The following is a 20,643-nucleotide window of genomic DNA, read 5'->3' as shown; positions in this document are numbered from 1 at the left end:
AAAGCCGTGGGTCAGGTGACGTCGACGACCACCTTGCCCCGGGAGCCGCCCGCGGCCAGCAGGCGCTGGGCGTCGGCCGCGCGTTCCAGCGGGTAGGTGGCGGCGACCCGCACGGACAGCCTCCCGGCCTCGGCGAGTACCACCAGCGCGGCGAGGTCCGCCCGGTCGAGGCGGCAGAAGACCGGTACGACCCCCGGCATCCCGGTCTCCGCGACGGAGGCCACCCGGGCGCCCGTGCGGGCGGCGTCCGCCGTCGCGGCGAGGGTCCCGCCACCGGCGGTGTCGAGCACCGCGTCGGCTCCGCGCGGTACCAGTTCGCGTACCCGCGCGGCGGCCCCCCGTCCGTAGGCGACGGGTTCCGCGCCGAGCGAGCGCAGGTGGTCCTGGTCGGCGGGGGAGGCGGTGCCGATGACCCGGGCGCCGCGGGCCAGCGCGATCTGGACGGCGAGGGAGCCGACGCCGCCGCCCGCGCCGTGCACGAGCAGGGTCTCGCGCGGCCGGACGTCCAGCGCGCGCACCACCGCCTGATGGGCGGTCAGCCCCGCCAGGGGCAGTCCGGCGGCCTCGGCGAAGCCCATCCCGGCGGGCTTGTGCACCAGGGTGCGCACGTCGGCGGCGACCAGTTCGGCCAGTCCGCCGTGCGCGCGCTGCACGTCGCCGCGGATGTACCCGATGACCTCGTCGCCCGGGGCGAACTCCGGGGCGGCGGGCCCGGCGTGCTCCACCACGCCCGCGATGTCCCAGCCCGGGACGACGGGGAAGTACGTGTCGACGGCGGAGTCGAGCGCTCCCGCCTGGAGTGCCAGGTCGGCGGGGTTGAGCGCCGCCGCGCGCACCCGGACCAGCACCGAGTCGACATGGGTCCTGGGCGTGGGGAGTTCGGCGGGCTCCAGCACCTCGGGGCCGCCGTAGCGGCGGTAGACCATGGCCCGCATCACGCCCCCGGGAGGGCGATCGGCATGTCCATCAGGACGCGGTGGTGGACGATCTTCCACACGCCGTCCACCCGGCGCAGGTCGGTGTCGTAGTAGCCGGACTCGACCGGCTCCACCGTGCCCTGGGGCCCGAGGGCGCCCGCGGGCCACCCGCCGGCGGGTCGCGCGGCGGCGCGCGTCCGGAAGACGACGAACTGGGCGTTCATGTGGGCGCGGTCGCCGTCGACCTCGACGAGGTGGTCGGCCGTCATGTGGTGGCCGGCACCGCCCTCGGGGTGCGGGGCCATGTAGTGCTCGACCGCGTACGCCACGGCCGCCCCGCCGATGAGGGGCTCGCCGACGGGTTCGTGGCCGGCGGTACCGGTCCTGGCGTAGATCTGCACGACGGCGTCATCGGTGAACAGGGCTCCTTGGCCCTTGCCGTCCCGTCGGTCCGTCGCGCGGACGTAGCGGGCCAGGACCTCCCGGACCTCCCGGACATCGCGCTCCGCGCGCTCCTCGCTGCTCATGTGCGATGGCTCCCTTTCTCTCTTCCTGCGACTCGTGCACCGGAGCGGCCCCCCGAGCCGTCCGGCGTGCGTTCCGTCCCAGTGGACCAGGGGCCGCGCGGGGGAGCCATGACGCTTCTGACATGCGGCGATACTCTGGAGGTATGGATCGCTTGGAGACGCGTGAGCTGGAGTACTTCGTGGCCGTGGCCGAGGAGCTGCACTTCAGCCGCGCGGCGGAGCGTCTGGGCATCGCGCAGCCTCCGCTGTCGCGGGCGATCGCACGCCTGGAGCGCCGCATGGGGGTCCGGCTGCTGGAGCGGACCAGCCGCCGCGTCGCACTCACCCCCGCGGGGGAGGTCTTCCTGGACGAGTGCCGGCGGCTGCTGCGCGAGCTGGACGGGGCCGTGGACCGGGCCCGGCGGGCGGCCGCACCGGCCCGGCTCACCCTGGCGGTACGGCCCGGTACGGGTTCGGGCCTGCTGGTGGAGCTGGTCAGGTCGTACGAGGGCGTCGCCCCGGAGCTCGTCTTCACCTACGACCGGGTCGGCGCCCTGCGCGACGGCACGGCCGACGTGGCGCTGCTGTGCGTCGGCAGCGACGACCTGACCGGCCTCGGGACGGCCGACGTGGCGGAGGAACTGCCCGTCGCGCTGCTGCCGCGCGGGCACCGGCTCGCCGCCCGCCGTGAGGTGACCACCGCCGAGCTGCGCGAGGATCCTGCCTTCCGGGAGGAGTGCCCGCCGGTGGGTCTCGACGAGATCGTCGACCGGGTGGCGCTCGGCCGGCTGGTCACCGTCGTCGGCTCGGCCGCCGCGGACCGGCTGACCCGGGACGTGGTCGCGGTCGCGGTGGCGGACCTGCCCGCGACGACGCTGGCGCTGGCCTGGCCCCGGCAGGCCGGGCGCCCGGAGGTCGCCGCCTTCGCCCGTACCGCGCGGACCATGGCGGGCGGCCGCGGGGCGGGGGACCGGCCGGCGTGACATTCGTCGCACGGGGTCCGGTGGACAGGGGTGCCCCAATGTTGTTTATTCTTCAACCAGTGAAGCGCGGCCCGCCCCCACGGGCCGCGGTGTCCCTGGACCGCGCAACCCCGAATCGCGGGGAAGGTCCTCCCTGAAAGGAACCACCTTGTCGATCAAGCTCGCGATCGTCTACTACTCCTCCACCGGCACCATCACCGAGATCGCGAAGGAGATGGCCGAGACCGCGGAGAAGGCCGGCGCCGAGGTCCGCCTGCTCAAGGCCGCGGAGCTCGCCCCGCAGGCGGCGATCGACTCCAACCCCGCCTGGGCCGCCAACCACGCCGCCACCGCCGACGTCCCCGTGGCCACCCCCGCCGACGTCGAGTGGGCCGACGCCGTGATCTTCGGCACCCCCACCCGCTTCGGCAACATGTCCTCGCAGCTCAAGCAGTTCATCGACACCCTCGGTGGCCTGTGGGCGCAGGGCAAGCTGGCCGACAAGGTCTACAGCGGCTTCGTCTCCACCGCCACCTCCCACGGCGGCCAGGAGTCGACCCTCCTCGCCCTCTACAACTCCATCCACCACTTCGGCGGCATCGTCGTGACCCCCGGTTACACCGACCCCGCCAAGTTCGTCGACGGCAACCCCTACGGCACCTCCCACGTGGACGCCCAGGGCAACAACCCCGTCAACGACACCACCCGCACCGCGGCCCGCATCCAGACCGAGCGCGTCATCAAGCTCACCGCCGCGCTGAACCGCGGCCTCGCGGGCTGACCCCGAGCCGACGGCGCACCCGCTGAGACGGACGTTCACGGGTGCGCCGTCCATCCACTCGGCGGCGCCTCCTCCTGTCGTGCCGGAGGCGCCGCCGACCCGTACCCGTACCGCGTCAGGCGCAGGGGTTGCTGAGGTACACCCACCCCAGCGGATCCCACCGCAGGCGGCGCACCTCGACACCGTCGATCTCCGCGTCGTCCTCACGCGCGGCGCGGGAGCGGGGGAGCGAGGCCCGCGCCAGCGCGATCGCCACCGCGTCCTCGGCGTCGTCCGCCTCGCCGACGACGAAGAACTGCCGGCCGACGGAGCCCCGGGGCGTACGGAAGCGGAAGCCCACGAACCACCGGTCCTGACCCGCGCAGCCGCCGTCCCCGCGGACGTCGGCGGGCGTCCCGTGACGGTCTCCGGTGCTGGACATGGCGGGTTTCCCTGCTCTTCGGCTGCTGAGGTTCATCGGCATGCGTCGCGTCGCCGGTGGGCGACAAGACTTCACGGTGACACGGCGGGAGCCCGGTGAAAAGGGGACAAAGTCCTCCCCCCATCCAGGGAATAGCCCGCCGCCCGCCGGAGGGGCCTCAGTACCGGGCCGTGCCGGGGCCGGACAGGTGCTCCCGGAAGAAGGGAACGGCCTCGGCGACCGCGCGGTCGACGTACCTCGGCACGTCGTAGAAGTCCATGTGGGTACCGCCCTCGACCACCACGAGCCTCGGCCCGGGCAGGGGTGACGGGGGGCCCGCCGGACTCAGCGGCCGCTTGTGGGCGTCCCGATCGGCTGCTGGGCCCACACCGTCTTGCCCTGGGCCCGGTAGCGGACGCCCCACTGGTCGGCGAGGCCCGCGATGATGAACAGCCCCCGGCCGTTCTCGTCGACGGTGCGCGCGTGCTTCACGTGCGGGGCGCCGGGGCCGGTGTCGCTGACCTCGCAGGTCAGCATCTGCTCGAGGACCAGGCGCAGTCGCAGGGGCGGAGTGCCGTAACGCACCGCGTTGCCGACGAACTCGCTGACGATGAGCTCGGTGGTGAACGCCGTCTCCTCCGCCACGCCCCAGGCCGCCAGCTGCCGCCGGGCCGCCGCGCGGGCGATCGGGGCGGCCTCGGCGCCGGGCGGCAGCGCGCAGGTCAGCACCCGGTCCGCGGGCAGCGCCCGCGTACGGGCGAGCAGCAGCACCGATTCTTCGCCCGCGTCCGTGCCGGTGAACGCGGACCCGATGGCGTCGCGCACCTCCGTCAGGGGCCGGGCGCCCGCGCCGTCCAGCAGCGGCCGCAGCGGCGCGGACGGCGCCAGGACCCGCTCCGCGAACGAGGTCGTCGCCATGGCCAGGGTGCTCCCCGCCGGGAGGCCGACGGTGGTCGCGGGGAAGGGGGCGTTGTCCTGGCCGCTGAGCAGGGGACCCGCGGGGACGGCCAGGGTGGCCGAGGTGCCGTCCGGGAGGACGACGACCGGCTCCGGCAGGCCTGCCCGGGCGACGGTGCAGGTGAGTTCCACCGGGTCGCACACGGCGATGGCGCAGCCGATGTCGATCGGTTCGAAGTCCAGTTGCGGCAGCGCGGCGGACGCGGCGGCGAGACGGGCGGCGGTCTCGCTCAGCCGGGCCAGCAGCTCGTCCGGGGGCAGGTCCAGGGCCGCGAGGGTGTGGAGGGCCGTCCGGACCAGCCCCATCGTGATGGCCGCGACGATCCCCCGCCCTGCCACGTCCCCGACGACCAGCGCGGTCCGCGCGCCGGGCAACGGGATCGCGTCGGACCACGCGCCGCCGCCCTCCACACCGGGCTGGTGCAGCCGGGAGACCTCCACGGTGGGCCGTCCGGCGGGCTGCCCGGGGAGCAACCGGCGCTGGAGGGTCGAGGCGATGATCCACTCGCGCATGTACTGCCGGGCGTTCTCGATGCAGAGGGCGGCGTGCGCGCACACGGCGGAGGCCACCGCCAGGTCGTCCTCGTCGAAGGGCTCCCGGTCCTGTTCGCGGTAGAAGCTGACCACGCCCAGGGCCTGGCCGCGCAGCGTCAGCGGGGCCACGATCAGGGAGTGCGCACCGGCTCCCAGGATGGCGTCCGTCCGCGTCGGGTCGGTGGCCAGCCACGCGGCGTGCTCGTCGATCGGCACCAGGCGCGCCCTGGCGTCGGACAGGACGTCCGTGAACGGCGTCCCGGGCGGCAGGGGACGCACCTCGCCGACCGGGTACGCCGACAGACGGCCCCGGAACGCGGCCCGCCGCAGGGGAACGTCCTGGTGCACCGGCACCTTCGGCGGTTCCTCCCCGCGGACGACCTCGTCGACCATCTCGACGACGGCCGTGTCGGCGAAGGCGGGCACGACCGCGTCCACAAGTTCCCGGGAGACGAGCCCCACGTTGGGCACGTGCCCCACCCGTGCGCGGACCTGTTCCAGGAGGTCCAGGCGGCCCCGCGCCTTCTCCCGGTCGGTGACGTCGACCGCGGACGCCACCAGCCCGAGCGTGTCGCCCCGGGAGTCCTCCAGGCGGAAGTAGCAGACGGAGCGGATGCGGTACCCGCGCCGGTCCGGCGACCCGGGGCCGTGGACGAGCCGGTTCAGGACCGGTTCCCCGCTCTCCAGGACCTGCCGCGCCACGCCGGCCTCCGCCTCGGGACCGGCGAGGTCGTACACCTCGGTGAAGTGCCGGCCCAGCGGGCTCCCCGCCCGCGCGCCACCCGCCGCGGTGACGCCGGCGCTCATGCGGATCACGCGCAACTGCCGGTCGAGGACGAGCAGTTCCATGGGGGAGTCGGTGAAGACGGCCTTCAGGATCGCCACGTCCTGCTCCGACAGGGCCGCGTCCACCGCCGCGCGCACCCGCCACAGCACCGAGGTGCCGCGCAGCACCGGCTCGACCCGTACCGCGACGCCGCCGGGGAACCCGGCGCGCGGACGTCCGGCGTCCGCGGCGATCCCGCGCAGGAGCGCGCCCAGGGACCGGCCGACGGCCTCCTCGGCGGCGCACCCGAACAGCTCCTCGGCCGGACGTCCCCACTCGACCACCCGGCCGTCCTCGTCGACGAGGAGCAGCACGTCACCGCTGGGCATGGACCACGCACCTCCGGCTCCATGCCTGCCCGTCCCGTCCCGGCGGCAGGCCCGTCCGCGCGACAGCTCCGCCGATCGGCTCAGCCGGTACCGCCGCCGGACACGGCAGGGCCCTTCCGGGCGGCGCTCCCTGATAAGGGGCGCGCCCGGAAGGGCCGGGTGCCGGCGCTCAGCCGCGGCGTACCGTGATCGTCCGCTCGGTCGTCACGCCGTTGACGGTCACGCGGAGCACCGCGGTGCCGGTGCGCAGGCCCTTGACCGTCGAGGTGGCCGGGTCGTAGGCGATGACGGGCGCCCCGTCGTGGTGCCCGTGCCCGTCGCCGTCGGCGCCCGCCACGTCGACGCGGCTGCCGGACCATGCGGCGCCGACCGGCCAGGCCACCGGGACGGTACGGGTGCCGTCCTGGGTGACGGTCGCCGAGGCGTGGCCCACGCCGCCGACGGTGAGCGTGGCCGGGGCGACCATGTCCACCGCGTCGGTGCGGGCGTGCACCTCGGCGCGCAGCCAGATCGCGGAGTCACCGGAGGGGACGTCGAAGGGGTCGGTGACCCGGCCGTGGCGCGGGTCGATGCCCAGCATCGTCCAGCCGGTGAAGCCGCCGTTGTCGGGCGTGCTCGCCGGATTCTTGCCGGAGTTGCCGTTCACCAGGTACGGGACGCCGTCGATCCGCGTCGCGGAGAAGGCGCCGACGTGGCCGGCGACGAACGCGGCGGACTTGTGGCCCTCGGCCCGGAAGTCGGCGAGCCACTGCTCGACCAGGGCGGCCTCCTTGCGGTCGCCGAGCTGGCTGGCCCTGTCCGGCAGCGGGTCCTCGGTCGGGTGGTGCTCGAACACCACGACACCGCTGACGGAACGGTCGGCGGCCGCGTCGCGGAGCTGGTCGTGCAGCATCTGGAGCTGGGCGAAGCCGCCGCCGCGCAGGGTGCCGCTGGAGGAGTCCAGGGTGATGAAGCGGGTGCCCTCGACGTCGAAGACCGACGTCGTGTCACCGAAGGCCGCCGTGAAGTTGGAGGTGTTCCCGGGGCCCATCACCTCGTGGTTGCCCGGCACGTAGTGCCACGGGACGGTGCCCTTGGTGCGGGCTTCGAACTCGTCGAGCAGCGTGCGGGCGAGCGCGAAGTCGGCCGGGGAGCCCTCGTCGACGAGGTCGCCGTTGACGACCAGCAGATCGGGCTTGGCCGCGGCGATCTCCTCCAGGGTCCGGCGGGCCGCGGCGACCAGCGGGCTGCCGGGGTCACGGGCGACGAACTGGGCGTCGGACATGACGGCCACGCGCAGGGGACGGCCGTCGACGGTGCCGTTGGTCACGACCACCGGGTCCTCGACCTTCGGCCGCACCGGCAGGTCCACGTCGGGGGCGACCTTGACCCGCAGGTCGCTGATGGTGACCTCGCCGGTGTAGGAGCGGGCGGCGCTGGTCTCCAGCAGCCGGACCCGCTGGAACGTCAGCGGGTAGGGGGTGCCCACGGGCACGGGGAACTCGACCTTGCGCCAGCCGGTCCAGGTGATGGTGGGGCCGTCCAGGTTGGCGGTCACACCGGCGGCCGTGCGGTACTGCAGGCGTGGCCACTCGCCGTTGCCGTCGCCGTTGATCCACATGGTGACGGCCTGCGGCTGGCCGGGCAGCTGGATCTGCTGCGGCGGCACGGCGTACTGGCCGCGGGTGGCCGTCGACCGGGTGAAGTCGTACGTCAGCTTCAGGCCGGGGGCGCCGTCGTGGCCCCCGGCCGGGGTGACGGAGCCGCCGGGCGCCCGGTCGTTCGCGGAGGTCCAGGAGGCCGCGTCCGACAGGTCCGCGAACGACTTCTCGGCCAGGCCCACGGTGACGGCGACGTCGGTGGTCAGCTTCCCGACCGTCAGGTGCAAGGTGGTGGACGCGCCGTCAGCCAGGCCGCGCACGGTGAAGGTCGCGTCGTCCGCGGGCGACACCGAGACGACCCCGTCGCCGCCGGTGACCTTGACGTCGGACGCGTCGATCGGGGCGGAGTCGCCGAGCGCGTCGTAACCGGTGACGGTCAGCCGGGCGGTGTCGTCCAGGCCGTCGAGGGCCACCAGGCTGCTGCCCGGCGCGATCCGCACCGCGGGGGCGAGCACGGTCAGCTCCGCCGAACCCGTGGCGCGGTGACCGGAGGAGGCCTCCACCCTGGCGGTGCCCGGGCGCTTGCCGGTGACGACGGCGGATCCGTCGTGCCCGGAGCGGACGGTCACCCTGCCGTCGCCCCGCCACCGCACCCGGCCGGCCGGCACCGGCGCGTACGTCTCGTCGTGGGCGAGCGCCCGCACGGCGCGGTGCAGCCCGGGGAAGACCTTCTCCGAGCCGTCCGCGGTGAGCGCGGGCTGCACGCGGAAGCCGCGGACCGCGCCCGAGCCGGGTGCGGCGAACAGGCCGAGGCCGTTGGCGACCTGCCGCTCCGAACCGTCCGACGGGCTGTTGACCAGGCCCGTCGTGCTCTCGCCCGGCAGCCGGGCGGCCATGGTGGTGGAACCGCCGCCGTCCATGTTCAGGGCGTTCCGGGCGCCGAGGCCCTTCATGAAGGCGCCGAGCTCGTTGAGGTCCATGCCGCGGCTGTCGGTCTGCTTGCCGTCGACGGCGACCAGGTACATGGTGCGGCCGTCGGCGGAGAAGCCGACGCTGGTGCGGGAGGTGGCGGTGACGGTGTCGCCGTCCGTGTAGTGCTTGACCGTGCCGTCCGCGACGAGGACCTGGCCGCCGCCCACCGCGACCGCCACGTCGCCGAAGTCGGCGCGCGGCTTGTAGGCGACGGTGACGGCGTCGCCCGGCGCGAGCCCGGCGAGCGCGTCGGCGCCCGCCTCCCGGCCGAGCAGCACGCTGGTGCCCGCGGGGATCGGGCCGCTGCTGACGGACGTGTGCACCTCGGTGACCTTGCCGTCGCGCAGCCGGACCTCGGTGACCCGGTCCGCACCGCTGACCGGCTTGGTGCGCGGGGAGACCCCCCACTGGTCGGTGAAGAGCCCGATCCCGCCGGCCGCCAGGACGGGGGTGTTGACCCCGGACAGCTTCAGGTGCTCCGTCCCGCCGACGGTGACGTCGCCCTCCAGGAACACCTGGGCGAGCCGGCCGAGACCGTCCGCGCCGATGGCGACGGTCTGGTTGCGGCCCTCGGTGGGCGAGTTGACCAGGCCGTCCTCGCGCGACACCGCCGCGCCGACCGGGGCCTCGGTGTCGTTCATGTCGAAGTAGTCGCCGTTGACGGCGGCGACGGCGCCGGTGCGCCGGGCCTGCTCGGTCACCCGGGACTTCCCGGTGACCGTGCCGGAGGATATGTGGTCCACGCTGAGCCGGTCCTCGGCGAGGTCCGCGACGAGCACCTGCCCCCGGACCCAGCCGTCGGCCTCGAAACGGTCGAAGCGGGTCAGGTTCAGCCCGGGCGCGATCGGAGTGCGGGTCTCACGGGTGACGATCGACTCGCCGGGGGTGCTCGGGATGAGTCCGTGGCCGGAGCTGCCCGGCTTCGTCACGCCCGCGGGTGCCGACACGAGCTGTTCGGGCGCGAACGCCTGGGCGGTCGTCATCATCCCGGCGCCGATGCTGAGCGCGGTGGCCAGGGCGAGCACGGCGGCACCACGTCGTGCCGCGGAACGCGGGCTCGGGACGGCGGGCTGGAGGGGGAACGGCACTTGCTGACTTCTTTCCCTGTTGGGGTGGTGGTCGCCGTTCAGTTGATGTGCCGTCGGTGTCGCAGCGCCGATAAACGGGTGGTCATCCGGAATGTGCAAGGTGAACATCCGTCACCGCCGGCCCTGTGAGCAGCGGCGACGCCCTTGGGTGCCGGCCCAGGGGTCAGCCCGCGGGGGTGAGGTACGTCCAGGTCTCCACGAGCCGGAAGCCCAGGGACTCGTACAGGGGGCGGGACATGGGGGAGTTCTGCGTGAACGCGTGGCGGGCCCCCGACGCGACGGCGTCGCGGAGTCGGGCCGTCACCAGCGTGCGGTAGTGGCCGTTGCCCCGGTGCCGCGGCGGTACCGAACCGTTGAACATCCCCACGTGGTCGCCGACCAGGACGTTGAACCCGGTCGCGACGGCCTCGCCGTCCACGTCGAGGGTGAACGCGGTCATGCCGGGGGCGTCGAGCAGCGCCGGGAGGGCGAACGCGTCCGCGACCTCCCCGGGCATGCCGAACCCCGCCGCGAGCGCGGCGGAGTACCGCCCGGCCTCGGCACCAGTGAGCGTGCGCACCGTGCCGCCCCCGGGCGGCGCGGCGGGCAGATCGGCGAGCGACGCGGCGTCCCACGCCAGCAGGGGGAGCGTGGTGCCGGCCGTACGGCCGAACCGGGCCGCCAGCGCCGTCAGTTCCGGATCGGCCTCGCCGCGGACCTGGATGCTCCAGGGCAGGCCCGTCGCCGACAGCTCCTCGGCGAGGGCCTCCGTCTCCCGCAGATCCCGTTCGTGACCCGTGGACACCGTGTTGAGGAGGGCGACCGGCAGGCCGGTGCACACCAGCCGCCCGCCCTTCGGGCCGCGCCGCGTGAAGGCGCCGGGCAGGAGGTCCGTCAGCCGCTCCATGGCCCCGTGCAGGGCGTCCACCGCGGCATTGCTGATCATCTCGGTCACGCCGCGGAGGATACCCGGCCCGCCCGTACGGCTACGCCGCCGCCCGAACCTCGGACGCGAGCACGCCCCCGCGGCGGCGCGGTGAGGGGACGTTCGCGAGGAGGGCGGCGACGAGGGCGCGCTTGCGGTCCACGAGGTCCCCGATGCGTCCGTCGAGGAGCAGCGGTCCGCCGAAGGTGAGCGTGCAGGCGGTCCGACCCACTGCCGGCTGCCGTCGGTGAGCCCGAGGTCGCGCTGGGCCGACGGCAGGGCGATGCTCACGATCGTGGCGTCGAGGACGACCATGAGCTGCGCCGGCGCGATCACTCCCAGGGCCCACCACCGCCGGGCGTCGCGCTCCGCCGGGGGTTCCTGCCGCGGGGTTGTCACAGCCGGTGTGGTCATCTCGGTCTTCCTCACGGATGTCGACGAGGGCGCGGACGCGGCACGGGCAGACTGCCAAGTGCTTGACGGGTCAAATATATCCTGGGGGTGCCGGGCCGGCGTTCGTGGCGGACGTGCCGACGTCACCGTCTTGACAGGTTACGAAATGCTGGGCCATGCTCGTCACCAGTCAAAGCGGTGACGATTTCAGAACTGGGAGAACCCGATGGACCTGAAGCTCGAGGTTGTGGTGCTGCCCGTGTCCGATGTGGACCGGGCCAAGGACTTCTACGCGGCGCTGGGCTTCCGGCTGGACGTCGATTACGTCGGCGACGACGGATTCCGCGTCGTCCACTTCACCCCGGAGGGATCCGGGGCCTCGATCCTCTTCGGCGACGGTGTCACCACGGCCGCGCCGGGCACCGTGCAGGGCCTCCACCTGATCGTCGAGGACATCGTGGCGGCCCGCGCCGAACTGGCGGCACGTGGTGTCGACATCAGCGAGGTGTTCCACGACGCGGGCGGCGTCTTCCACCACGCCGGCGAGACCGGCCGGGTCGCGGGCCCGCACCCTGCGCGCGCCAGCTACGGCTCCTTCGCGACCTTCGCGGACCCGGACGGCAACGGCTGGGCGCTCCAGGAGGTCACCGAGCGCCTGCCGGGGCGCTGACCCCGCCCTCCCTCCTCGACGACCTCCCGACCTTCCCCGACCACCCGACCCCCTGAACCCCCGCGGTGCCGCGGATCCCCCCTCCGCGGCACCGCGGGCCCGTGACCGGGTCCCCTCTGGCCCCCTTTGGAAGCGAGTTATGAAGACCGACGAAACCCGGGAATACGACGTCGTCGTCATCGGTGGCGGACCGGTCGGCGAGAACGTCGCCGACCGGACGAGCGCCGCCGGACTGGCCACCGTGCTGGTGGAGGGCGAACTGCTCGGCGGCGAGTGCTCGTATTGGGCGTGCGAACCGAGCAAGGCGCTGCTGCGGCCCGTGGTGGCACGGGCCGACGCCCGCCGCATACCCGGCCTGAGGGGCGCGGTCGAGGCACCGCTGGACGTGGCCGCGGTCCTCGCCCACCGCGACCGGCTCTCCGCCCACTGGAAGGACGACGACCAGGTCGAGTGGCTGGACTCCGTCTCCGTCGACCTGGTGCGCGGCCACGGCCGCCTGGACGGGCCGCGGCAGGTCGAGGTGGACACGCCGGACGGCGGGACGGTCCGCCTGACCGCGCGGCACGCCGTCGTCGTCGCCACCGGGACCACGACGCTGCTCCCGGATCTGCCGGGGCTCGCCGAGGTGCGTCCCTGGACCAACCGCGAGGCGACGAGCGCCCACGAGGTACCGGGCCGTCTGGTGGTGGTCGGGGGCGGCGTCGTCGCCGTCGAGATGGCCACCGCGTGGCGGGCGCTCGGTTCCGAGGTGACCGTGCTGGTCCGGGGGAACAGCGGACTGCTCGCCCGCATGGAGCCGTTCGCCGGGGAGATGGTCGCCGAGGCCCTGCGCGAGGCCGGTGTGGACGTACGGTTCGGCGTCTCTGTGACCGCCGTGGCGCGAGAGGACGGCCCGGACGGTCCCGTACGCGTCACGCTGGCGGACGGCGGGACGCTGGTCGCCGACGAGATCCTCTTCGCGACCGGACGCGCCCCCCGCACCGCGGACATCGGCCTGGAGACGGTCGGCCTGGCCCCCGGCGACTGGCTGCCCGTGGACGACACGTTCCGGGTGACGGCCGTCGCCGACGGCTGGCTGTACGCGGCGGGCGACGTCAACCACCGCGCCCTGATGACGCACCAGGGGAAGTACCAGGCCCGTATCGCGGGAGCGGTGATCGGAGCACGGGCCAAGGGCGAGCCCGTGGACGACCGCAGGTGGGGCGCGCACGTCGCGACCGCCGACAACCACGCCGTGCCGCAGGTGGTGTTCACCGACCCGGAGGTCGCCTCCGTCGGACTGACGACCCGTGAGGCGGAGGCCGCGGGTCGCCGGGTGGACGTCGTGGACTACGACATCGGGCGTCTCGCCGGGGCCGTGCAGTACGCCGAGGACTACCGGGGCAAGGCCCGCGTCCTGATCGACCCGGACCGCGGCACGGTCGTCGGCGTCACCTTCGTGGGCCCGGGAGTGCAGGAGCTGCTTTACTCGGCGACCGTCGCCGTCGCCGGTGAGATCCCGGTGGACCGGCTGTGGCACGCCGTCCCCGCCTTCCCGACGATCAGCGAGGTCTGGCTGCGCGTCCTGGAGACCTACCGGGACATGCGGGCAGCCTGACGGCACGTCATGCGGCGAGGACCCGCCTTCCCGAGGGGAGGCGGGTCCTCGGTCACCGTACGGGTTCAGCGCCGACCGGGGTCAGCGGTGGTGACGGGTGACGACCTGGTGCACGGCGCCGGCCATGGCCGCCTCGCCCTGGGCGTTGGGATGCGCCGGTGCCGCCGGGGTCGCGGGGGCGAGGGACTCGATCCAGCGCGTGCCCGTCGGCGCGCACATGTCGTGCCCGATGGTCGGGGTGTAGGTGTCGGCGTAGCGCGCGCCCGCCTTGCGGGCCTGGGTGGCCAGCATGGCGTTGAGCGCCTTTTCCGTGTCGCGCAGGTAGGAGAAGTCGCCGGCCGCGAAGGGCACCGTGGCGCTGGTGCAGGCCGATCCGTCGTCAGGGAACAGGTCCGGGTACCCGACCACCACGACGCGGGCGTGGGGCGCGCGCCGGTGGATGCCGCGGATGACGGTGGCGACCTTGGGCGCGGTCTGCGCGACGCGCTCCGCGAGCTGGTCGTGGCCGCCCGCGGTGAAGTGGGCGCGGCAGGGGGCCCCGGTGGGGTCGGAGGACGTCACGCCGGCGCAGGTGGCGATGACGCTGCTGAAGCCGATGTCGTTGCCGCCGATGCTGAGCGTGACCAGGTCCGTGCTGCGCTTGAGGGCGGCGAGCTGCGCCGGTGCGGCGCCCTGGGGCGCGGTCATCTCCGCGGTGGTCGCCCCCGAGCAGCTGACGTCGGTGAGGCGGGCGTTCTCACGTGCCGCGACGAGCGAGGGGTAGTTGTGGCTCGACCGCAGGCACGTCGGGTCCACCTGGTCGGGGATCAGCGGGCCGGACGCGTAGGAGTCGCCGAGCGCGACGTAGTCCCGTCCACCGCCCCCGTGACCGGCCGGCGACGCGCCGGCGGTCCCTGCTCCGAAGCCCAGCAGCGTCACCATGCCCGTCAGGGCGGCAGCACCGAGTGCGACCCCGCGACGGGTGCCGGGCCGGGTCAGTGTTCTCTTCATCTGTGTCCGTTCGTCGTGGTTCCTGGCCGTCCGGGCCGCCGGACGAGGTGGCCCCCGGCTGCGCAGCGGTTCCTGCGGCGGCATCACGCCGCGTGCACAAGCTACTTGCTGCGCCAAGCAAGTAGATCATCGCGCCTTCGGGAGACGCAAACGCCGGCGCCCCGCGTGCCACCGGCCGGGCCGGTGCCCTGCACATCCCCGGCGGCCGTTCAAGCCCCGCGATCTCGGGGCATGACAGCGCCTTCCGTCACCTGTCTGCTGGTGGCGAGACAGCAGACAGGACGACGGCCCCGCCACGACGAGGTGATCCCCATGAGCACGGACAATCCGGCACGGCTCCACGGCGCACACCGCAAGGACCGGAGCGCCCACCCTCCCCGGCGCCCGTGGCCGCGCGGGCTCCTGGCCTGCGTGCGCGCGCCCTGGACGGTCGCCTGGCTGGTCGTGGGGCCGGTGTACGAGCGGACGGTCCCCGGCCGGGCCCGCAGGCGCCGCGCCGGGGGACCGCTGCCCGTGCCGGCCTGAGCACCGTCGCGGACCCCGTACGTGCCGTGGGTCAATCCTCGCCGGGCTGCTCCGCGTTCTGCCAGACCGTCAGGTCGACCGTGGCGTAGTAGTTGTCCGCACCCTCGGGGGAGTAGCCCCGTACCGTGACGAGTGCGATGTGCCCGGCGGCGGTGACCACGCAGATCCGGCTGCCCTTGACCGCGTTCTCCCGTGAGATCTGCTGGGAGTACCGGGTCGCGGAGCGGCACGTGGCCAGCGACCCGGTCTGACGGTTGGTGAGCAGCGCCAGGGTGTTGCCGTCGGGCGTGGCGAAGCCCCAGCTCTGCGTGACCCAGTCGGTGAAGTAGCCGAAGTCCCCTTCGTAGTGCGGGCCGGTCTTCGGGTGGTACGGCTTGGGCGGCAGCTCCGAGAGGGAGATGGTGTAGCCGTCGGCCAGGTCGACGCCCTTGTAGGACGTGGACGGCGGGTCCGCCGCCGGTGCGGCCTTCTCGCCGCTGTCGCCTCCACTGCCGTCACCGGTGCCGCTGCCGCTCGGGGCGGTCGACGTCGAGGAGCCGCGGTCCGGCGATCCGGCCCCGCTCGGTCCGTCCGACCGGTCCACGGTTCTGCCGTACACGAGGAGCGCGGCGACGCACGCCGCCGCCAGGCCGGCGATGACGGCCACGACGACGCCCGGCCTGGGCCCCGGGCGCGGAACGGGCGAGCGCGGTGGGGCGGGCATGGTGGTGTGGCGGCCGATGTCGGCGGCGACGGCCGGCGGGAGCCAGCCCTCGGGGCGGCGCAATTCCGTCCGCGGTGAGATCCGACGGCAGATGTCGATGACCTCGGCGGGGGTGGGGCGGGCGGCCGGATCTTTCTTCAGGCACAGCCGGGCCAGTTCGGCGAGCTCATCGGGCACGCCGGACAGCTCGGGCTCCGCGTGGACGATGCGGTACAGGGCGGCGTGCGGGGTGCCCTCGCCGAAGGCGGGCCGGCCGGTGGCGGCGTAGACGGCGACCTGGCCGAGGGCGAAGACGTCGGTGGGGGGCAGGCACGGGGCGCCGGAGGCCTGCTCGGGGGTCATGAAGGCGGGGGTGCCGATGATGACGCCGCTGCGGGTCAGCGAGGTCGCGTCGGCGGCCCGGGCGATCCCGAAGTCGATGACCCGCGGCCCGTCGGCGGCCAGCAGCACGTTGGACGGTTTGAGGTCGCGGTGCACGATGCCGACGCTGTGGATGGCCTGCAGGGCCTCGGCGATCCCGGCGACGGTGAGCGCCACGGCAGGCACCGGGAACGGCCCGTGCCGGCCGACAGCCGCCTGCAGGGAGGGCCCCGCCACATACGCCGTGGCGAGCCAGGGGCGCTCCCCATCGGTGTCGCTGTCGATGACCGGCGCGGTGTACAGGCCCTGCACCTGCTGGGCGGCTTGGACCTCCAGCTGGAACCTGCGGCGGAACTCGTGGTCCGCGGCCAGTTCCGGCCGGATCACCTTGATGGCGACCGGGCGCCCGCCGGGTGTGTACGACAGGTACACCGTCCCCATGCCCCCCTCACCGAGGCGGGCGGCGATCCGGTACCCCGCGACGGTGGCCGGATCACCGGGCGCCAACGGCTGGAACACCGGGATCACCCGCTCAGTCCGCATCGAACCCCCCCTTGACGACCGGCCCACCCCGGCACGCGGTGGCGGGTCGCGCCGATGCCCGCCACCGGAGGGGGCGGGTTCGCGGGACCGGGCCACGGCTGCCTGGGGCGACCGATGTGGCTCTGGGGATATGAGCATCGGGCACGCCGGCCGTCGACAGCAAGGGCGTGGACGGCCTGGGTGCGTCAGTGCGACACGTCGACCGAGCACGCGGTCGCGCCCCACGAAGCGGCGCCCCTGGGGCGGCCACCGGCGTCGGGACCGGACCGGTGGCGGCCGGGCGTGGCCGGCCCGACGTGCGGGTGCCCCGCCCCGCGCGCACGCTGGACCATGGACGCACGGGGACGTCGCCCCGGCCGGTTCCCGTGGAGCGGCCTTCCGGAGCGACGAACCCGAGGAGCACTGATGGCACGCACGGTCGACGCCGTCGTCGTCGGTTCCGGTGTGAACGGCCTGGTCGCCGCCACCGAACTGGCCAAGGACGGCTGGTCGGTGGCCCTCCTGGAACAGGGCGACCGGCTTGGCGGCTTCATCGCCACCGAGGAACGGACCCTGCCCGGCTACCTGCACGACACCTACTCCTCCTGGCACCCGCTGTTCGTGTCCGGAGGGGCGTACGCCGTCCTCGGCGAGGACCTGCACCGCCACGGCCTGGAGTACCGCAACGGCGACGGCTTCGTCACCGGGACCGTCACCGACGACGGCCGCGTGCTCCTCGTGCACCGCGACGCGGCCACCACGGCGGAGGCGTTCGGCCGGGCCGAGGACAGGGCCGCCTACCTGGCCATGCTGGGGCGCTTCCTCGACAACGCCGACGCCATCGGCGGCATGCTGAGCGGCGAGCCCCGCTCCCCGCGGACGCTGCGGCACATCGCGAAGCTGGTGCGCCGCGAACGGTTCACCGGCACCGAGGCCTGGCTCCGGTCGGCCGTCACCAGCGGACGCTCCTACTGCCGCGGCGCGTTCCGGGGCGACGAGGCCGACCTGCTGTGGGTGCCCTGGCTGCTGCACGCGGGGCTGTCCCCGGACCACGCAGGGGGCGGCCTGCTGCTGCCCGTGCTCGCGGCCTCGCTCCACGGCTACGGAGTGCCCGTCGTGGCGGGCGGCGCCGGCAACTTCGTCCGGGCCTTCGAGACGCTCCTCGGGGAACTCCACGTGGACGTCCGCACCGGGTACCCGGTGGAGCGGCTGCTCCTCACCGACGGCAGGGTCACCGGGGTGGCCGGCGGCGGTGAGCACATCCACGCGCGCCGTGCCGTCCTCGCCTCGGTGACCCCGACCGCGCTGTACGGGGAACTGCTGCCGCAGGACGCCCCGGTGCCCGCCGCGGTCCGCGACCAGGCCCGGCGCTACCGCTACGGCCGCGCCGCGATGCAGCTCCACGTCGCCCTCTCCGCCCCGCCCGGCTGGAACGACGACCGGCTCGCCGGCATCCCGCTGTTCCACCTGAGCGACGGATCGGCGAGCACCGGGATCGCCTGCGCGGAGGCCGAGGCGGGCCTGCTGCCGCGCCGGCCCACGGTGGTCGTCGGCCAGCAGCACGTCCTCGACCCGTCCCGCGTGCCGGAAGGCGCCGCGTCCCTGTGGATCCAGCTCCAGGAACTGCCCTTCGCGCCCGTCGGCGACGCCGCCGGCGAACTGGACGTCGGCGGCGGCTGGACGAAGGCACTGACCGAGGGCTACGTCGACCGGGTCCTGGCCCGGGTGGCCCGCCACGCCCCCGACCTGCCCGGCAAGGTGCTCGCCTGGGACGCCGTCACCCCGGCCGACCTGTCCGGGCACAACCCCAACGCCGTGGCCGGCGACCCCTACGGAGGCTCGGCCGAACTCGACCAGAGCCTCCTGTGGCGACCGCTGCCCGGCGCGCCCCGGCACGCCACACCCGTCCCCGGGCTGTGGCACATCGGCGCCTCCACCCACCCCGGCCCCGGCCTCGGCGGCGGCTCGGGCCACCTCGCCGCGCAGCAGCTCATCCGCGGCGCACGACGGCCCGGGCGCCGCTGACCGGGGCCCGCGCCGCGGCGGGCCTGGTGCGCCGGACGGGGGCGTGGTCCCCTGGCTGCCGTAGGGACGACACCGTTCGGCAGGAGGGGGCGACATGCGGGCCGGCGATCTCGTGCAGCTCGGACGCACACCGCTGCGGGTCAGCAGGCTCGGGCTGGGCCTGGCCTCGCTCGGCGGACTCTTCTCACCCGTACCGGCCGCGCAGGCCGCGGCCGTCCTGGACCGGGCCTGGGACCTCGGCATCCGGCTCTACGACACCGCCCCCGTCTACGGCTACGGGCGCTCCGAGACCCGCACCGGCGCTGCGCTCGCGGCCCGGCCGCGCGACGCGTTCGTGCTGTGCACCAAGGTGGGGCGGCTGATCGAACCGGGAGGCCCCGACACCCAGCCGATCTGGGCGGATCCCCCGCCGGGCGTGGGGCCGCGGCTGGACTACTCGTACGCGGGAGTGCTGCGCAGCGTCGAGGAGAGCCTGGCCCGGCTCGGGCTCGACCGCGTCGACGTGCTCCATGTGCACGATCCCGACGAGGACTTCACCGCCGCCGTGGGCGACGCCTACCGCGCGCTGGCCGAACTGCGGGAGGCCGGCGCCGTGGGAGCGGTGTCGATCGGGGTCAACCACGCCCCCGTCGCCGTCGACTTCCTGCGCCGGGCGGCCGATCCGGGACCGGACTGCGTGCTGCTGGCCGGGCGTTACAACCTCCTCGACCAGTCGGGCCTGGACGAACTGCTGCCGCTGTGCGCCGAGCGCGGCATCGCCGTCATGGCCGCCGGTGTCTACCAGTCGGGGCTGCTCGCGGACCCGCGTCCCGGTGCGCCCCACGGGTACGTCACCGTGCCCGCCGCGCTGGCCGGCCGGGTGGCGGCGTGGCGGGAGGTGTGCCGGACCTTCGGCGTGCCGCTGCTCGCGGCGGCCGTGCGCTTCCCGCTGGGGCACCCGGCGGTCGCGAGCGTGGTCGTCGGTGCCCGTTCCGCGGAAGAGGTCGCCCAGAGCGTGGCGTTCTTCGACCACCCGGTGCCGGAGGAGTTCTGGCACGCCGTCAAGCACGCCGGGCTGCTCCCGGAGCATGTGCCCACGCCGTGACCGGGGCGCACCGGCGCGGCCCGACCGGCTCGCCGGAGCCGGACGGGCCGATCCGATCCGGCCCGGTCAGGCGGCGGAGGCGTCGCCCTCGGCCCGCTCCTCGGGGACGAGCAGCACCGCGATGCGGCTGGTGTGGGCGATGGCGTCGCTGACGCGGGGGTTGAAGAAGGCCGCGACCGAGCCGCGGTGGTGGGGGCTGACGACCAGGAGGTCCGCCTTGAACTGCTCCGCCGCCGCGGAGATCGCGCCGGCGACCTCCTGCGTGGTTACGTCGCGGACGAGCTCACCGTCGGCCTCCGCCACACCCATGTCGTGGAGCGTGGCGACGGCCTCGTCGACGACGGCGCCGGCGTCGGAGTCCTCTTCCAGGGTCATGACGGTGTCGAACGCGACCGTCGAGGCGAGCACGTGCACAACGTGCACCGCGGCGCCGGTCAGCCGGGCCATGTCCCCGGCCGTGCGCAGGGCGGACTGGCGGGAGGGGCTCGAGTCGACGGCAACCATGATGCGCTGGTACATGGACATCTTTTCTCTTCTTCCAGGGCTGAGCAGGGGTTTGCGGACTCAGTAGAGGCCCGCGGTGGTGGAGTTCCCCTGACCAGCGGTGTCGTACGGCGTGAACATTCCGTTCACAGTCTGCGCCGACCGGTGGGGCCGTCCGCGGCGGGGGGTGGTGCCCCTTGAGCCTGGTGGCTGCCGTACCCTGCGCCCCGTCAGCCGGGCAGCTTCGCCGCGAGGACGTCGACCGGGGTGATGACGGGCGGTACGGCGAACAGTTCGTCACCGAGCGCCTCGATGCGCTGCCGCACCTTGCCCCGCAGGTGCGTCTCGCGGTCCTCCTCGGTCTCGAAGGCGTCGAAGATGCGGAAGGAGGACGGCCCAGGGCGGAAGGCGAACCACGCCAACGTCCCCGGTTCGGCGTCGACCAGCGCCTTGGCGTCGACGAGGAAGCGGACGACGTCGTCCTCCCGGCCCGGCCGGGCCTCGAACTCCACGAAGAATCCGTACGCGGGCATAC

The 20,643-nt window shown here is 74.4% G+C and carries 17 protein-coding genes and 1 pseudogene; 7 read left to right on the top strand and 11 right to left on the bottom strand.

The window, feature by feature from the left end; genetic code table 11:
* Nucleotides 1-11: 11 nt before the first annotated feature.
* A complete protein-coding gene (locus OG937_04420; protein WUD70975.1) occupies nt 12-935 on the bottom strand; it encodes an NADP-dependent oxidoreductase in 924 nt (307 codons plus the stop codon).
* The gene (locus OG937_04415) at nt 935-1,444 is read right to left on the bottom strand and encodes a nuclear transport factor 2 family protein (GenBank protein WUD70974.1); all 510 of its coding nucleotides are present in this window, start codon (nt 1,442-1,444) and stop codon (nt 935-937) included. Before OG937_04415 ends, OG937_04420 begins: the two co-directional genes overlap by 1 nt.
* 143 nt (nt 1,445-1,587) lie before the next feature.
* Here OG937_04415 and OG937_04410 point away from each other — a divergent pair, with 143 nt between their 5' ends.
* Nucleotides 1,588-2,406, top strand: coding sequence for a LysR family transcriptional regulator (locus OG937_04410; GenBank protein WUD70973.1), 819 nt, complete (start codon nt 1,588-1,590; stop codon nt 2,404-2,406).
* Between the two features lie 148 nt (nt 2,407-2,554).
* On the top strand, nt 2,555-3,166 hold the full coding sequence (gene wrbA, locus OG937_04405) for an NAD(P)H:quinone oxidoreductase (protein WUD70972.1): 612 nt from the start codon (nt 2,555-2,557) through the stop codon (nt 3,164-3,166).
* 115 nt (nt 3,167-3,281) lie between these two features.
* Here wrbA and OG937_04400 read toward each other — a convergent pair whose 3' ends face one another.
* From OG937_04400 to OG937_04380, 5 genes and pseudogenes are all read right to left on the bottom strand, one after another.
* Nucleotides 3,282-3,587 carry a hypothetical protein gene (locus OG937_04400; GenBank protein ID WUD70971.1) on the bottom strand — a complete coding sequence of 102 codons (306 nt, stop codon included), beginning with the start codon at nt 3,585-3,587 and terminating at the stop codon, nt 3,282-3,284.
* A 324-nt stretch (nt 3,588-3,911) separates the two neighbouring features.
* Nucleotides 3,912-6,212: a SpoIIE family protein phosphatase gene (locus tag OG937_04395; GenBank protein ID WUD70970.1), complete on the bottom strand. Its 2,301-nt coding sequence runs from the start codon at nt 6,210-6,212 to the stop codon at nt 3,912-3,914.
* A 169-nt stretch (nt 6,213-6,381) separates the two neighbouring features.
* A complete protein-coding gene (locus OG937_04390; protein ID WUD70969.1) occupies nt 6,382-9,852 on the bottom strand; it encodes a phosphodiester glycosidase family protein in 3,471 nt (1,156 codons plus the stop codon).
* A 163-nt stretch (nt 9,853-10,015) separates the two neighbouring features.
* On the bottom strand, nt 10,016-10,786 hold the full coding sequence (locus OG937_04385) for a hypothetical protein (GenBank protein WUD70968.1): 771 nt from the start codon (nt 10,784-10,786) through the stop codon (nt 10,016-10,018).
* 118 nt (nt 10,787-10,904) lie between these two features.
* Nucleotides 10,905-11,170 (bottom strand): annotated as a pseudogene (locus OG937_04380) (MFS transporter).
* 205 nt (nt 11,171-11,375) lie between these two features.
* Here OG937_04380 and OG937_04375 point away from each other — a divergent pair.
* Together OG937_04375 and OG937_04370 are read left to right on the top strand one after the other, a co-directional pair.
* A complete protein-coding gene (locus OG937_04375; GenBank protein WUD70967.1) occupies nt 11,376-11,819 on the top strand; it encodes a VOC family protein in 444 nt (147 codons plus the stop codon).
* Between the two features lie 139 nt (nt 11,820-11,958).
* The gene (locus OG937_04370) at nt 11,959-13,416 is read left to right on the top strand and encodes an NAD(P)/FAD-dependent oxidoreductase (protein ID WUD70966.1); all 1,458 of its coding nucleotides are present in this window, start codon (nt 11,959-11,961) and stop codon (nt 13,414-13,416) included.
* 81 nt (nt 13,417-13,497) lie between these two features.
* On the opposite strand, the gene OG937_04365 is transcribed toward OG937_04370, so the two are convergent.
* Nucleotides 13,498-14,406, bottom strand: coding sequence for an SGNH/GDSL hydrolase family protein (locus OG937_04365; GenBank protein WUD70965.1), 909 nt, complete (start codon nt 14,404-14,406; stop codon nt 13,498-13,500).
* Between the two features lie 312 nt (nt 14,407-14,718).
* On the opposite strand from OG937_04365, the gene OG937_04360 reads away from it, so the two are divergent.
* Nucleotides 14,719-14,931, top strand: a complete 213-nt coding sequence (locus OG937_04360; protein ID WUD70964.1) for a hypothetical protein — start codon at nt 14,719-14,721, stop codon at nt 14,929-14,931.
* Between the two features lie 31 nt (nt 14,932-14,962).
* Here the strand turns inward: OG937_04360 and OG937_04355 are convergent, their stop codons facing one another.
* On the bottom strand, nt 14,963-16,537 hold the full coding sequence (locus tag OG937_04355; GenBank protein WUD70963.1) for a serine/threonine protein kinase: 1,575 nt from the start codon (nt 16,535-16,537) through the stop codon (nt 14,963-14,965).
* Nucleotides 16,538-16,942: 405 nt separating this feature from the next.
* Between OG937_04355 and OG937_04350 the strand changes: the two genes are divergently transcribed.
* Nucleotides 16,943-18,541: an NAD(P)/FAD-dependent oxidoreductase gene (locus OG937_04350; protein WUD70962.1), complete on the top strand. Its 1,599-nt coding sequence runs from the start codon at nt 16,943-16,945 to the stop codon at nt 18,539-18,541.
* A gap of 94 nt (nt 18,542-18,635) precedes the next feature.
* Nucleotides 18,636-19,625 (top strand): aldo/keto reductase, encoded by a 990-nt coding sequence (locus OG937_04345; GenBank protein ID WUD70961.1) that lies wholly within the window; start codon nt 18,636-18,638, stop codon nt 19,623-19,625.
* A gap of 66 nt (nt 19,626-19,691) precedes the next feature.
* Here OG937_04345 and OG937_04340 read toward each other — a convergent pair whose 3' ends face one another.
* Nucleotides 19,692-20,144, bottom strand: coding sequence for a universal stress protein (locus tag OG937_04340; GenBank protein ID WUD78629.1), 453 nt, complete (start codon nt 20,142-20,144; stop codon nt 19,692-19,694).
* 194 nt (nt 20,145-20,338) lie between these two features.
* Entirely contained in the window at nt 20,339-20,641 is a 303-nt protein-coding gene (locus OG937_04335; protein ID WUD70960.1) for an antibiotic biosynthesis monooxygenase, read from the bottom strand.
* Between the last annotated feature and the right edge of the window lie 2 nt (nt 20,642-20,643).

It is taken from the genome of Streptomyces sp. NBC_00510, assembly GCA_036013505.1.
Lineage (GTDB): Bacteria > Actinomycetota > Actinomycetes > Streptomycetales > Streptomycetaceae > Actinacidiphila.
Note: the sequence above shows the minus strand (reverse complement) of the source record. Positions and strands in the feature narration are given on the sequence as shown.

Excerpts from the sequence above, each read along its gene's own strand:
- OG937_04400 (WUD70971.1), bottom strand. The coding sequence starts at position 3,587 with ATGTCCAGCACCGGAGACCGTCACGGGACGCCCGCCGACGTCCGCGGG.
- OG937_04415 (WUD70974.1), bottom strand. The coding sequence starts at position 1,444 with ATGAGCAGCGAGGAGCGCGCGGAGCGCGATGTCCGGGAGGTCCGGGAG.
- OG937_04340 (WUD78629.1), bottom strand. The coding sequence starts at position 20,144 with ATGTACCAGCGCATCATGGTTGCCGTCGACTCGAGCCCCTCCCGCCAG.
- OG937_04355 (WUD70963.1), bottom strand. The coding sequence starts at position 16,537 with ATGCGGACTGAGCGGGTGATCCCGGTGTTCCAGCCGTTGGCGCCCGGT.
- OG937_04350 (WUD70962.1), top strand. The coding sequence starts at position 16,943 with ATGGCACGCACGGTCGACGCCGTCGTCGTCGGTTCCGGTGTGAACGGC.
- OG937_04335 (WUD70960.1), bottom strand. The coding sequence starts at position 20,641 with ATGCCCGCGTACGGATTCTTCGTGGAGTTCGAGGCCCGGCCGGGCCGG.
- OG937_04360 (WUD70964.1), top strand. The coding sequence starts at position 14,719 with ATGAGCACGGACAATCCGGCACGGCTCCACGGCGCACACCGCAAGGAC.
- OG937_04395 (WUD70970.1), bottom strand. The coding sequence starts at position 6,212 with ATGCCCAGCGGTGACGTGCTGCTCCTCGTCGACGAGGACGGCCGGGTG.
- OG937_04345 (WUD70961.1), top strand. The coding sequence starts at position 18,636 with ATGCGGGCCGGCGATCTCGTGCAGCTCGGACGCACACCGCTGCGGGTC.
- OG937_04420 (WUD70975.1), bottom strand. The coding sequence starts at position 935 with ATGCGGGCCATGGTCTACCGCCGCTACGGCGGCCCCGAGGTGCTGGAG.
- OG937_04365 (WUD70965.1), bottom strand. The coding sequence starts at position 14,406 with ATGAAGAGAACACTGACCCGGCCCGGCACCCGTCGCGGGGTCGCACTC.
- OG937_04370 (WUD70966.1), top strand. The coding sequence starts at position 11,959 with ATGAAGACCGACGAAACCCGGGAATACGACGTCGTCGTCATCGGTGGC.
- OG937_04410 (WUD70973.1), top strand. The coding sequence starts at position 1,588 with ATGGATCGCTTGGAGACGCGTGAGCTGGAGTACTTCGTGGCCGTGGCC.
- OG937_04375 (WUD70967.1), top strand. The coding sequence starts at position 11,376 with ATGGACCTGAAGCTCGAGGTTGTGGTGCTGCCCGTGTCCGATGTGGAC.